Origin of the sequence: Tardiphaga sp. 215_C5_N2_1, assembly GCF_052076055.1 — a bacterium.
Classification (GTDB): Bacteria; Pseudomonadota; Alphaproteobacteria; order Rhizobiales; family Xanthobacteraceae; genus Tardiphaga; species Tardiphaga robiniae.
In genome coordinates, this window is sequence record NZ_CP197240.1 from 452,531 (window position 1) to 465,318 (window position 12,788).

The following is a 12,788-nucleotide window of genomic DNA, read 5'->3' on the forward strand; positions in this document are numbered from 1 at the left end:
GTCTGTGCGCGGGAGTTCGTGCCGATCTGGCTCTCCGGTTACCTCCCAAGTCCTTTGAATCCGAAGTTTCATGAACAAGTTCGAGCGACAGAGCCGGTCAGCGGCCGATGATCAGGTATTGCCCGAGGAAATCCCGTCGGATGAGCTCCTGTCGGACGAAATCGCGCAGGAACTGTCGCGGATTCCCACAGAAGTAATCGAACCCGGCGACGCGCCTGCTGTCGTGAAGGTGCCGCTGACCCCCGCCGAAGTCCGCACTATCCTGATGAGCCTGCTGCTGACCATGTTCCTGGCAGCGCTCGACCAGACCATCGTCGCCACCGCGCTGCCGACCATCGGCCGGCAATTCGCCGACGTGAACAATCTGTCCTGGGTGATCACCGCCTATCTGCTGGCATCGACCGCAGTGGCGCCCGTGTTCGGCACGCTCAGCGATATCTATGGCCGCCGCGCCATGATCATCACCGCGATGGCGCTGTTCATGGTCGGCTCGATCCTCTGCGCCCTGGCACCGAACATGATCGTGCTGATCGTCGCACGTGCCCTGCAGGGCCTCGGCGGCGGCGGCATTTTGCCGATCGTGCAGGTGGTGATTTCCGACGTGGTGTCGCCGCGTGAGCGCGGTCAGTACCAGGCTTATTTCAGCGGCGTGTGGGTGGCGGCCGGCATCGGCGGCCCGATCATCGGCGGGCTGTTCGCCGAACATCTGCACTGGTCGATGATTTTCTGGATCAATATTCCGCTCGGTGTGGGATCGCTGGCGCTGCTGCTGCCGAAGATGAAGAAGCTTCCTGTGTTCCATCGCCGCCGCAAGGTCGACTGGCTCGGCGGCATGCTGCTGATGGCCTCCGCCGTTGTCTTCATGCTGGTGCTGACATGGGGCGGCACCAAATTCTCGTGGGCGTCGCCGACCATCGTCGCGATGATCGGCGCAGCAGCGGTGATGGCATTCGCCTTTATCTGGCATGCGATCCATCACGACGAGCCGTTCCTGCCGTTGCCGCTGATGTCCGGCTCGGTGGTGCCTTTCGCCATGGCCGCCGGCGGCTGCGCGATGGGCGCGATGCTCGGGCTCACCGTGCACATGCCGCTCTATTACGAAGTCGTCTACGGCCTGACCGCAGGCGAGGCCGGCGTCGCGCTGATCCCGATCGCGGCGGTGTCGGTCGGCGGCGCCGCCTTTGCCGGGCACATGATGACCAAGGCGAAACACTACAAGCGCGTGGCGATCGCGGGCACCGCCATGTCGGCGCTGATGGGCCTGCTGCTGGCGCTGATGACACCGCTGCCGCTGTGGGCGCTGCTGACGATGCTCGGCCTGTTCTCCATCGGGCTTGGCACGGTGTTTCCCGTCAGCCTCGTCTCGATCCAGAACGCCGTGCCGCGACCACAGATCGGCACCGCCACCGGTGCGATGAATTTCTTCCGCGCGCTGATGGCGTCGTTCACCGTCGCTGCTTTCACCACCATCCTGTTGATGGCGCTGGGCACGGACATCTCGATCTCAGGCGAACATGCCGCCAGCACGCATCCGATCGCGGCCAGTGATATGGTCAGCGCCTTCCGCTATGTGTTCGAAGCCGCGGCAGCTCTGCTGGCGCTGTCGACACTGTTCCTGCTGCTGATGGAAGAACGCCCGCTGGCGGGGCCGGCAAAGGCGAAGCCGTCACTGGTTTCGGAGTAGGGCGAAACCGTCATCCGACTTCAGGCATGCCCCGCTGCAATGCGTGTGAAGGCGATGTCCTTGACCAGCGGTTCGAGCGGGACTGCCACGCTCGCAATATTCCCGTCTTCGCCGGTGGAAAATGAGAGGGAAAGCCGGCTCGGCATCAGGCCGCCCGGTGAATCGGGTGCCTCGGGCAGCTCGAACGTGTCCGAGCCCCGATGCGCGAGTGGCTCGGACATGCTGCGGAACGCCCAATGTAATTTGCCTTCGCTATGCGTGATCGTCATGCGGCCGTAGCCAGGATGCTCGTAGTCACCGGCATAATCCGCGAGGTCACGGTGCGGCTCGGTGGCCGACGTCGGTGCGGCTTTCCCGGCCTGCAGCCAGGCCTCGTATTGCGTCACGAATTTGCGGCGTTGCTCGCGGAAGCGATCGAAGCAGGGTACTGGTTCCTTGCCGCAGACGCGGTCGAAGACATAATTCGCGAGGATGTGCGGAGCGAGTATCGGAGTCATGCCGTTGTTGGCGAGCACCGCGACACCGACGCCGCGATCGGGCAACATCATCATCAGCGCATTCGTGCCGGTGAAGCCGCCTCCGTGCCACACCACGCGTTCTCCGCGATACCAGTGCGAGCGGAAGCCGAAACCGTAATGCACATCGCTGTACTCGGCGAAGCCGGTTGCCCCGACATGCACGCGCGGCTTCTGGAGCTCCTGTATCAAGCCGGATGACAGAAGACGGTGTCCTTCAAACGCGCCCTGGCCGAGATGAAAACGAAGCCAGTTCGCGAAGCTTGTAATCGACGTGCTCATGCCGCCCGCAGCCGGCACGCTGATGGGCCAGAGTTTCGTGCGCTGACAAGTGTCTCCCATCATCCCGTAGGGCACGGCCGCGTCGGTAGCTGCGGCAAGCTCCTCCACAGTGAACGTCACCTTCATGTCCAGCTTGTCGGTCAGCGAGCGGGTGAAGTCGGCCCAATTCCGGCCGCTGACGCGCTCGGCCACCATGCTCGCAATGAGGTAGCCGAGGTTCGAATACTGAAAGGCGCTGCGAATGTCGGCGCTCGGTTCGAGATAGGGCAGCGCTGCCAGCATTTGGGCGGGTGACAGATCGCCGGGCAGCCAGATCCAATCGTGACGTGGCAATCCGGAATGGTGGCATAGCACGTCGCGCACCGTGACGCGGTCACTCGCAACGGCGTCATAGAGCCGGAATTCCGGGATGTATTCCCGCACCGGCTTCTTCCAATCCATGCGTCGCTCGTCGACCAACAGAGCCAGGCCCGTAGCAGCGAACGACTTCGAGACCGACATGATTTGAAACTGCGTATCCGTCGTGACGTTCAGGCCGGCTTCGATATCGCGAAGGCCATAGGTCCCGACGAACGCAACCTCCAGGTCCTGCACGATAGCGACGGCGAGGCCCGGGACCTTCCACTCCTTCATGACCTCTACGACAAGATGCTCGAATTCGGGAATGAACGCCGCGACGGATTGGCTGCATGCGACAGATTCAGATGCCATTGGGACAAGCCTCGACACTTCTGGTTAAGTGCAAGCTGAAATGCAGACGATACCCGGCCCCAGGATACTCCCAAGTCCCGCTGCTCCGGGCGAGCGCACACATGGTTACCGCATGATTAATTCATAATTGAGCCTGTTGGTGAACCTTCCTGCAACCTCTGCCGCTTAGGTTGAGCTCAGTTTTCAGGGGACGGCGTGGAAGAAATCCGCGGCCGTATGAGGAGATTTCCGTGTTGCGTTTGATTTCGAAATTTATCGACGATGAGTCCGGTGCGACGGCCATCGAATATGCGCTGATCGCTGCTGGCATCAGCCTCGCGATCATCGTGGCTGTGCAGGGCCTTGGTACCACGCTGAACGGGCGCTACGCCGCCGTGAATACCTCGCTGAAATAGGGCAGCGAAGACCGGCCGGTGCCGGGCGCCGCCATTGCAATCGACAAAAGACATGGCTGTCTTGTCGAAACGCAATGTCGTGAATGTCCTATCGATTGGGGGGCTGCACCCTATATGATCGTGCGCGGGCCTCGAGCCTGCGCATTTTCATATGGATGATCATCATGACATTGAATTCGCGTTTGAATCTTTCGGCATTGGCCGGTTTGGGATTTGCGGCATTCGTCCTCGCGGGAGCGACGCCGGCCTCGGCGGCTGGTGCGCAATTCTGCATCGCCCAGAGTGGCGCCAACGGCGAATCCTCCTATGTCAGCAACTGCATCTTTTCTGACTACCAGCAATGTATCAATGCTGCCGTCGGTACGCGAGGCAACTGCGTGGGCAATGTCGAGTATCGCGGCGGAGCTGCCACGGAACCCGCGCCCCAACGTCGCGGGCGCGCGCGTTGAGTGATCGCCGGTTCGTGAGGGACACATCGATGACAACAAGGATTCGCGGGCTCGTATGGGCTGTGGCCGCGATTGCAATCGCGTCGGCGTCGTTGCCGGCTGTGGATTCTGCGCAGGCGCGGCCATCGGTCGCGGCCAGCTCCGGTATTCCGCCGTTCTGCGTGTTGACCGGCGGCCCCCGCGGGCCGGGGAGTGTGCCGCAGATCTGCCGGTTCTTCGACTATCAGCAGTGCCTGCAGGCCGCGGCTGCGTTGCGCGGCAATTGCGTGGTCAATATCGACTATCCCGGCAAGATCACCGGTGCGCCGGGAGCGGCGTGGTCGCAGCCGCCGCGATAGCCAGCGCGTTGATCGCTCGGACAAAATTCCAATTTAAGGACTAAATTCAAATTCTAGGATTTTTAGCCTTGACGGCGTCGCGCTGTCGAAGTAGGTTTACGGCATGCTCCACAATTGGGTTCGCAGGAAACGCCGCTGCTGATTGGCGGCGAATCTGCGCCGTCGCTGTTCAGCCCGGTGTGGCGGTGAATGCTCGGAACATCGATCCAAATCCCGCGTTGCTTTCCATACGGTGCCGCAAGGAATCTCATCGGCATCCAACAGCAAGCGAAACGAGGGTGCCATGACAATCAGGAATTCGGCAACCAAGCAAAAAGAGCAGATCGTCGAATCCGCGACGGAGGTACGCCAAGCCGAACCGGGCCCGTCGATCCTCGCGCTTTTGGCGATCAGCCTCGGCCTCGCTGTGTTGATCCTCGGCGTGGTCTGGTTTGTGTTCTTCAGGACGTGATCGGTTTCGGCGATCTGCCGATCAGTTTCAGTCAGTCCGGCATCATCGACTGACAGCAGCAACGAGTTCCCAACATGGTCAGAAAGCCTATAGCCCGCCCGGCGAGAAAGCCGGCGCGGGCTGCTGTCGTTGTGAAGGCCGCGCGGAAACCAAGGGCGGCGAAGAAGAGCTCCAAGAACTCGAAAGTAAAGAATTCACAGAAAACATGGAGCGCCGTTGACCCGGCCACCATGGAAGCAGCCGCTGAAAAAATCCGGGCCAGTGTGGCGGCCCGGAAGAGGACGATTGCGGCAACGACAATCTTCGCCGGACCGGGGAGGCCGAAACCAGCATTTGCTGCTGAAGTTGATATACCTCCAACTCAAATCAAGAAGCGACCGGCCGCAATGAAAGCTGTTGCCAAGAAGCGGTCCAGCGCTCCGCGTGCAAGACGGCGAACGGCCGTCGATCGGTTCAATGATTTGCCGCCTGATGCGCCGCTGACCGATCGTGTTACCCATGCCATCGAACGCGAACTCGATTCGATCCAGAAGATCGTTGGCCGCCGGCGCTTGAATGAAGCGTTGCGCACAGAGGCCGAGCGCCGCGCCCGCACGCTGGCTTCCCTGGCGCGCACATTGACCGAACTGAAGAAAGTGCAGGGCGGCAACGAACAGAGGCCCGCCGAAGATGACGACCGCCCCCGAGACCTCGACGAACTCCGTCGACGCATTGCTGAACGTCTTGCAAGACGGCCTGGCGGGCGACCGCCAATTCCTGTCGACGGGAATGACGCGGGGCGAGAGAGGCTTCCTGAGTGAGTGCTGGAATGTCTTCGCGCATGGGCATCAGGTGCCGCCTGACATCGCGCCGAATGGTGCGCCGTGGCTGACATGGCTCATGATTGGCGGACGAGGCGCAGGCAAGACACGCGCCGGTGCCGAATGGGTGCGTGCGCAGGCGCTCGGTCAGGCGCCACTGGCGCACGAAAAAGCCCGTCGCATTGCGCTTGTTGGCGAAACCGAACACGACGTGCGTGAAGTGATGATCGAGGGAGTGTCCGGGCTGCTCAGTGTGCATCCGGATCACGAGCGCCCGGTCTGGATGCCGTCGCGCAAGCGGCTGGAATGGAGCAACGGCGCGGTCGCTGAGGTGTTTTCCGCGGAGGACCCCGAGAGCCTGCGCGGCCCGCAATTCTCCTGCGCATGGTCCGACGAGATGGCGAAGTGGCGCTATGCCGAAGCCACGTTCGACATGCTGCAATTCGGGCTGCGGCTGGGCCACCGGCCGCGGCAGATGATCACCACGACGCCGCGGCCGACGGCGCTGCTGAAACGCCTGATGGGCGATCCGACGACGGTGACGACGCGCGCCGCAACCGTAGTGAATGCGTTCAACCTCGCGCCGACGTTTCTGCAGAGCGTGATGGATCGCTATGCTGGCACGCGGCTCGGCCGACAGGAGCTCGACGGCGAAATCATCGAGGATCGGCCTGACGCGCTGTGGTCGCGGGGGCTGCTCGAACAGTGCCGCGTGCGCGAGGCACCGCCGTTGCAGCGCATCGTCGTGGCGGTTGATCCGCCGGTGTCGTCCGGCAAACGTGCGGATGCCTGCGGCATCGTCGCAGCGGGGATCGCCGAGGACGGCATCGTTTATGTGATGGCCGATGACACCGTCTCGTCAGTGACGCCGACCGCCTGGGCCAACAAGGCCATCGCGCTGTGGCGCAAGCTGGAGGCCGACGCGCTGGTGGTGGAAGTCAACCAGGGCGGTGAGATGGTGCGCAGCGTGATCAACGAAGTCGATCACACCGTGCCGGTGACGCCGGTCCGCGCCTTGCGCGGCAAATGGCTGCGCGCCGAGCCGGTGGCGACCCTGTACGAGCAGGGCCGCGTCAAACATGCCGGCAGTTTTGCCGCGCTGGAAGACGAGATGTGCGACTTCGCAAGTTCGGGGCTGTCGTCGGGGCACTCGCCGGATCGGCTCGACGCCATGGTCTGGGCGGTTGCCTCGCTGGCGCTGGTGCCGCGCGGGGATGGGCCAAGGATCAGGGTGTTGTGACCTCGTGTCCCGTGCACAGTTGAATTGGATCATATCATGTTCGATCGCTTGAAAGCCTATCTGGCGGCGCCGGAAGTGAAGGCGTCGCGCACCGCGCGCGTGCTCGCATTCGAGAGCGGCGGGCGGGCGCGATGGACGCCGAAGGATTTTGCGGCGCTCGCCCGTGAGGGCTATCTGTCGAATGCCATCGTGCACCGCGCCGTCCGGCTGATCGCCGAGAATGCGGCGGCCTGCAGCTTTCTCGTCTTCGACGGCGCGCAGGAACGCGAGGCGCATCCGTTGGCGCAGCTGCTGACGCGGCCGAATCCGCGCCAGGATGGCGGGGTGTTCTTCGAGACGCTCTATGCGCATCTGCTGCTCGCCGGCAATGCCTATGTCGAAGCCGTCACGCTCGACACGCAGGTGCGGCAGCATGAGGTCCGTGAACTCTACGCGCTGCGGCCGGATCGCATGAAAGTCGTGCCTGGCAGCGATGGCTGGGCCGAGGCCTATGACTACAGCGTCGGCGGCCGCAGCGTACGCTTCGATCAGCAGGCGTCCGGCGTGCCGCCGATCCTGCATCTGACCTTCTTTCATCCGCTCGACGATCACTATGGTCTGGCGCCGATCGACGCCGCCGCGACCGCGCTCGACACCCACAACGCCTCGTCGAAATGGAACAAGGCGCTGCTCGACAATGCGGCGCGGCCGTCGGGGGCGCTGGTCTATGCGGGACCGGAGGGATCGGTGCTGTCCGAGCCGCAATTCGATCGCCTCAAGCGCGAACTCGAGGGCAATTATCAGGGCGCCGCCAATGCCGGGCGTCCGCTGCTGCTGGAAGGCGGGCTCGACTGGAAGGCGATGTCGCTGACGCCGAAGGACATGGATTTCCTCGAGGCCAAGCACAATGCCGCGCGCGAGATCGCGCTGGCTTTCGGCGTGCCGCCGATGCTGCTGGGGATCCCCGGCGACAACACATTCGCGAACTTCCAGGAAGCCAACCGCGTGTTCTTCCGCCAGACCGTGCTGCCGCTGGCGGCGCGCACCGGCAACGCGCTGGCGCAATGGCTGGCGCCCGAATTCGGCGACGGCATCCGCATCGACATCGACACCGACCGCGTCGATGCGCTCGCCGCCGATCGCACCGCGCTGTGGGAGCGCGTCAGCAGCGCGGACTTCCTGACGCTGAACGAGAAGCGCGAAGCGGGGGGCTATGCGCCGGTGGAGGGCGGGGACCGGCTGGGGTAGGTGACTGCAACGCGTTCCCCAAGCGGTGCGGACGGACCCGCCCGACGTCATGGACAGACGCGAACAGTACTGGAGTGTATTGCGCATTTGTTCACAATCAGGGGTTGAGTTTGACCGTGGGTGTTGCCGTCGCGTGACAGCATTCGGGCCGTGGGCGGCCTAGGATCGCTGACATAATAAGACGACAGACTTGGGAGATTCTCGTGAACAAGATCATTCTGGCAGCTTCGGTTCTCGCCTTGAGCGCAACCTCTGCATGGGCCGCTGATATGGCGCCGCGCCCATACACGAAAGCGCCGGTGATGGTCGATCCCGTTTACAGCTGGACCGGCTGGTATATCGGCGGCAATGTCGGCTACGGCTTCGGTCGCAGCGGAGCCGATACGGTTCTCGATCCGACCAGCAGCTGGGCCATTGAATCGCCTGCTTTCCGCAACGAACTGATCGGCCTCAGCAACCAGCGCTACAGCCCGCAGGGCGTGGTCGGCGGTGGGCAGGTCGGCTACAACTATCAGGTCGGCAGCTGGGTGTTTGGCCTCGAGGCCGATATCAACGCGTCCGGCATGAGCAAGACGATTGCCTTGTCGGGCCTCAATGGTGGCTTCATCACCCGCAATTTCACGGAGACCACCAAGAGCGACTGGTTCGCCACTGTGCGTCCGCGCCTGGGTTACGCGGTGAACAATACGCTGTGGTACGCCACTGGCGGTCTGGCGGTCGGCGATGTGCAGGGCAGCTGGACGCTGCTGTCGAGCAATGGCTACAACAAGACCGGCTCGGGCAGCGAAACCAAGGTCGGCTGGACGGTCGGCGCTGGCGTCGAGCATGCCTTCCAGCCGAACTGGACGGTGAAACTCGAATATCTCTACACCGACCTCGGCAGCATTTCCTATAACTCGACTTATCTTCCGGGCAGCACCTTCGCTCCGCCGGGCTTCAACTACCGCGAGAACATCTCGCAGGATTTCACATTCCATACCGTGCGCGTCGGTTTGAACTACAAGTTCGGCAGCCCGGTGGTTGCGCGCTACTGATGACCTGAGATCTTGTCCCGAAAACGTAAGAGCCCGGCCTCGTGCCGGGCTTTTTCTGTGGCAATGCACGGAGCATGCGGCTCATGTCACATGAATGACAGAGAACGGGACGTATCACCGCTGCCCAGTTGCGCCGGTGGAGAGATCGCGCCGGTTGGGATATGATTGCGCGATGCCCCGCACCTACGTCATTCCTGATCTGCACGGCCGACGCGATTTGCTCGATGCGGCACTGCTGCGGATCGAGACGCATCGGGCTGGTGAAGACGCCACGCTTATTGTGCTCGGCGACTATGTCGACAAGGGGCCGGACTCGCGCCGCGTCATTGCGCGGCTGCGGGCAGGGGTGGCACCTGGCCTGCGGCTGGCGATGCTCAAGGGCAATCACGATGCGCTGATGGTCGCTGCGCTGCGCGGCGATGTGGCGATGGCAAACTGGATGACGAAAGGCGGCGATACCGCGCTGGCCTCCTATGGCGGCGACATCGCCGATGTGCCGGTGCATGACATCGACTGGCTCGACGGCCGGCCGCTGTGGCACATGGATGCGCATCGTATTTATGTCCATGCCGGCGTCGATCCCGCGCTGCCGCTGACGCAGCAGGATCCGGTATTGCTGATGACCAAGCGCTATGCGGATGATGACGCGTCCGGCCATGACGCAGGCGAGGGCGCGCGCCATGTGGTGCATGGCCATGACCGCCATGCCGATGGGCCGCTGCTGAAACAGGGCCGCAGCAATCTCGACACCTATGCCTGGAAGACAGGCCGTCTGGTGATCGGCGTGTTCGATGACGCGCTGCCGGGCGGGCCGGTAGAGCTGATCGAGATCACCGCGCCGCCGGCGCCTTGAGGCGGATATGACCTCTTGAACCAAAGACCGCGCCGCGACGCCTAACCGGCAACGCAACTGAACCGGCACGCTGGCATGTCCTCGATCATCGAAACCGTCGTCGAATTTTTTGCCGAGCTCGTCTGGGGCTGGGTGACAGCGCGATGGCCATGGGTCGGGGACGCCGTAGGAGCGACCTGCCTCGTGGCCGGCGCGGTCGTGGCACTGTCGTCATCCGGCACTGAGCGCGTGCAGGCACTGGTGATCGGTGGTCTTGTCGGCATCGGTGCTGGTGGGTTGCTGCTGGTGTGGTTCTGGCGCCTGCGCCGCGCGGCGGCGACGCGGACGGAGTGATCGCCATGACTGTGACACCGGCGATGCTCGGCGCCAGCCAAGCGCTGCGCGACATGTTGTGGCCGTTCGAATTCACGGTCACGGACAATCAATCCCACGGTCCGGTCTGGATCGATGTCACCGCGCTGCAGCCATTCGAGGTCGTCGGGCAGAACGGATCGGGCGGGGTCTTCGCGCTGGTCGGCGATATCAAGCATGTATTGCACCTGACGAGCGAAGGGCAGGCCGGCATCGTCGCCGCCAGCCTGCAGGAATTCCTCGAACTCGTTGTCGAACATCCCTGGTGGGAACAGATCGCATCGGGCTGCGACGGTGATCTGGCCGCGATGCGCGCAATGCTGGATGACGAGGGCGCTGACCTGGACGCGGACGCCATCGATAACGATCCGGCCATCGAAACCAATCGCCCGCTGCTGCAGCAACAGCTCGGCCTCGGGATTCCCGCCGATCCGTTCGGCCTGCTGCATCATGCGCTGGTGACGCTCGGCGCCGCTTACGATCTGCGCGATCTCGACGGCCAGCCGATGGAACCGCTGTTTGCGGCCTAGTAACACACGAAGGGACATGCCGATGCCGGACTGGATCTTGCCGCTGCTGCTGCTGATCGGAATCCTCGCCGTTCTATATCGCGCCTTCCTGCACACACCGCGGGCGCCGCCCAGCGGCAGGAACCACGACGAAGGCGTGACCAATTACTGGGACGTGCACCGCGATCGCTGACAGATGGCGGTGCGTATCGCGCTGCGCGTTACGGCTCCCCGCAAAGGCGTCTAGTGTGTGGTTTGTGCCGCGACCCAGTCGGGGTCGATCCGGGTGGCCTCGGCGATATCGTTGAGTGCGCCTTCGGCATCGCCGGTGACGCGTTTCTGCACGCCGCGGTAATACAGCGCCTTGGCATTGTCGGGCGTGTGCGTCAGCACGGCATCGAAATCGGCGATGGCGCGCAGCGGCTCTTGCTTGTCGATCAGGGCCGCGCCGCGGTTGAACAGATAGAGCTCGGACTCGGGATCGAGCTTGATGGCCATGCTGAAATCGGCGATGGCGCGGTCGAGATCGTTCCGCAAGTAGTGGATGACGCCGCGGCTGTTATAGGCGCTGGGATAGTCCGGGCTGATCCGTATCGCTGTCTCGAAATCGGCGATGGCGCGGTCCCTGTCGCCCTTGTCGTCAAAGGTGCGGCCGCGCCAATAGACTGTCACGGCATTGATGGGATCGAGACGGATCGCTTCGCTGTAATCGGCGATGGCCCGGTCGAGATCGTGCTTGTCTTTCCAGGCCCGGGCGCGGCTTTCATGGGCGGAGGCGTCGTCCGGCGCGAGGCGGATCGCAGCATCGAAATCGGCAATGGCCTGGTCCGGCTTGGCGGTGTCGAACCAGATGCTGCCGCGGTCCTTGTAGAAGTCTGCATCGTCGGGCCGCAGCCGAATGGCGGCGCTGAAATCGGCGATGGCCCGGTCATATACTTTCATGACCTGCCAGAGGTGGCCACGCATGGCGTAGCCCGATGCGTCGTCCGGCTCGAGCCGGATGGCGGTGTCGGCGTCGGCGATGGCTGCATCCGTTTCGCTATAGGTCTCATGCAAGAGCGAGCGGCTGCGATGCAGCGCCGCCAGATCGCCGCCGCGGTAATAGTCGAGCCCGATGGCGCGGTCGCAGGCGGCCATCGCCTTCGTGCCGCGGCCTTTCAGGCAAATGGCATAATCGCCGCCCGGGCCGGCCAGTGTGGCGGCGGTGGCATAAGTCGGCGTCGCGGCGGCACTGGCGGCCAGCGCCATTGCCATCAGCGTGCTGCAAAACGGCAGGCGCAAGGATAGGCGCAAGGACCGGCCAGATCGTGCGTTCGGGTGCATGTGTCGTGCTCGGATGGCGAGGGAGCCGGGACGGCGTTGCTGCTTGGTCGGCGGCGTCAGCCGAAAGGTTCGACGGCGCGCGAACGCGGCAGCGGGGGCGCGCAAGATGGAAGTACAATCGCCATGGATGACCTGATCCGCATCTTTACCGAGCGCGGCGACCTCGCGCATCTCGCGTTGTTTCTGTGGGCGAGCGTGGCCAGCGCCGCGGCTCTGTTCGCGCTGCGCGAACTCGCCGGCGCCTCGCGCCGCTTCGACGAATTCGTGCGACAGCTCGCGCGCTTCAACCGCCGTGCACATCGCCGCCACCGCATGCGCGACGACACCGACGACATCTGAAAGGGATCATCCATGGACAGTCTGCACGACGTGATGCGTTCGATCCGCCCGGAGACGAAAGCGGGCAAGGATCATCTCAGCGTTTTCAGAGAATTTCTCGCCCATCTCGATCAGTTGCAGCGCAAGGCGCAGGCTGTGAAGACGCGGGTGAAACCGTCGGCGCGACGCAAGCCGCCGCGGCGCGCGAAAGTGTAGTTCGTTTTTCTTCCCTCCCTCAAGCACGGCGAAGCCGTGCGCAGTGGGGAGGGTGGATCGAACCGCGAAGCGGTTCGAGACGGGTGGGGTGC

General features: G+C 63.5%; 17 protein-coding genes. 15 read left to right on the forward strand and 2 right to left on the reverse strand.

Going from position 1 to position 12,788, the window contains the following annotated elements:
• Window positions 1–70: 70 nt before the first annotated feature.
• Entirely contained in the window at window positions 71–1,684 is a 1,614-nt protein-coding gene (locus AB7828_RS01935; protein ID WP_441229241.1) for an MDR family MFS transporter, read from the forward strand.
• A gap of 20 nt (window positions 1,685–1,704) precedes the next feature.
• Here the strand turns inward: AB7828_RS01935 and AB7828_RS01940 are convergent, their stop codons facing one another.
• Window positions 1,705–3,192, reverse strand: coding sequence for a serine hydrolase (locus AB7828_RS01940; RefSeq protein ID WP_441229242.1), 1,488 nt, complete (start codon window positions 3,190–3,192; stop codon window positions 1,705–1,707).
• Between the two features lie 230 nt (window positions 3,193–3,422).
• Here AB7828_RS01940 and AB7828_RS01945 point away from each other — a divergent pair, with 230 nt between their 5' ends.
• The 12 genes from AB7828_RS01945 to AB7828_RS02000 all read left to right on the forward strand — a co-directional run bounded on the left by AB7828_RS01945 (window position 3,423) and on the right by AB7828_RS02000 (window position 11,032).
• Window positions 3,423–3,587 carry a Flp family type IVb pilin gene (locus tag AB7828_RS01945; protein WP_093759013.1) on the forward strand — a complete coding sequence of 55 codons (165 nt, stop codon included), beginning with the start codon at window positions 3,423–3,425 and terminating at the stop codon, window positions 3,585–3,587.
• A 155-nt stretch (window positions 3,588–3,742) separates the two neighbouring features.
• Window positions 3,743–4,036 (forward strand): DUF3551 domain-containing protein, encoded by a 294-nt coding sequence (locus AB7828_RS01950; RefSeq protein WP_441229243.1) that lies wholly within the window; start codon window positions 3,743–3,745, stop codon window positions 4,034–4,036.
• A 29-nt stretch (window positions 4,037–4,065) separates the two neighbouring features.
• Window positions 4,066–4,374, forward strand: coding sequence for a hypothetical protein (locus AB7828_RS01955; protein WP_441229244.1), 309 nt, complete (start codon window positions 4,066–4,068; stop codon window positions 4,372–4,374).
• A 283-nt stretch (window positions 4,375–4,657) separates the two neighbouring features.
• On the forward strand, window positions 4,658–4,825 hold the full coding sequence (locus AB7828_RS01960; protein ID WP_441229245.1) for a hypothetical protein: 168 nt from the start codon (window positions 4,658–4,660) through the stop codon (window positions 4,823–4,825).
• 74 nt (window positions 4,826–4,899) lie between these two features.
• On the forward strand, window positions 4,900–5,625 hold the full coding sequence (locus AB7828_RS01965) for a hypothetical protein (RefSeq protein WP_441229246.1): 726 nt from the start codon (window positions 4,900–4,902) through the stop codon (window positions 5,623–5,625).
• Window positions 5,594–6,865, forward strand: a complete 1,272-nt coding sequence (locus AB7828_RS01970) for a DNA-packaging protein (protein WP_441232182.1) — start codon at window positions 5,594–5,596, stop codon at window positions 6,863–6,865. Before AB7828_RS01965 ends, AB7828_RS01970 begins: the two co-directional genes overlap by 32 nt.
• A gap of 36 nt (window positions 6,866–6,901) precedes the next feature.
• Window positions 6,902–8,092, forward strand: a complete 1,191-nt coding sequence (locus AB7828_RS01975) for a phage portal protein (protein WP_441229247.1) — start codon at window positions 6,902–6,904, stop codon at window positions 8,090–8,092.
• A 203-nt stretch (window positions 8,093–8,295) separates the two neighbouring features.
• Window positions 8,296–9,126 carry an outer membrane protein gene (locus AB7828_RS01980; protein WP_441229248.1) on the forward strand — a complete coding sequence of 277 codons (831 nt, stop codon included), beginning with the start codon at window positions 8,296–8,298 and terminating at the stop codon, window positions 9,124–9,126.
• 172 nt (window positions 9,127–9,298) lie between these two features.
• A complete protein-coding gene (locus AB7828_RS01985) occupies window positions 9,299–9,979 on the forward strand; it encodes a metallophosphoesterase (RefSeq protein WP_441229249.1) in 681 nt (226 codons plus the stop codon).
• 75 nt (window positions 9,980–10,054) lie between these two features.
• Window positions 10,055–10,312, forward strand: a complete 258-nt coding sequence (locus AB7828_RS01990) for a hypothetical protein (RefSeq protein ID WP_089267034.1) — start codon at window positions 10,055–10,057, stop codon at window positions 10,310–10,312.
• A gap of 5 nt (window positions 10,313–10,317) precedes the next feature.
• On the forward strand, window positions 10,318–10,860 hold the full coding sequence (locus AB7828_RS01995; protein WP_141137162.1) for a hypothetical protein: 543 nt from the start codon (window positions 10,318–10,320) through the stop codon (window positions 10,858–10,860).
• Window positions 10,861–10,882: 22 nt separating this feature from the next.
• The gene (locus tag AB7828_RS02000) at window positions 10,883–11,032 is read left to right on the forward strand and encodes a hypothetical protein (protein WP_158596823.1); all 150 of its coding nucleotides are present in this window, start codon (window positions 10,883–10,885) and stop codon (window positions 11,030–11,032) included.
• A 50-nt stretch (window positions 11,033–11,082) separates the two neighbouring features.
• Here the strand turns inward: AB7828_RS02000 and AB7828_RS02005 are convergent, their stop codons facing one another.
• Window positions 11,083–12,093: a tetratricopeptide repeat protein gene (locus AB7828_RS02005; protein WP_441229250.1), complete on the reverse strand. Its 1,011-nt coding sequence runs from the start codon at window positions 12,091–12,093 to the stop codon at window positions 11,083–11,085.
• 192 nt (window positions 12,094–12,285) lie between these two features.
• On the opposite strand from AB7828_RS02005, the gene AB7828_RS02010 reads away from it, so the two are divergent.
• Together AB7828_RS02010 and AB7828_RS02015 are read left to right on the forward strand one after the other, a co-directional pair.
• Window positions 12,286–12,501 carry a hypothetical protein gene (locus AB7828_RS02010; RefSeq protein ID WP_089267037.1) on the forward strand — a complete coding sequence of 72 codons (216 nt, stop codon included), beginning with the start codon at window positions 12,286–12,288 and terminating at the stop codon, window positions 12,499–12,501.
• Between the two features lie 12 nt (window positions 12,502–12,513).
• Window positions 12,514–12,696: a hypothetical protein gene (locus AB7828_RS02015; RefSeq protein WP_441229251.1), complete on the forward strand. Its 183-nt coding sequence runs from the start codon at window positions 12,514–12,516 to the stop codon at window positions 12,694–12,696.
• Window positions 12,697–12,788: the final 92 nt, after the last annotated feature.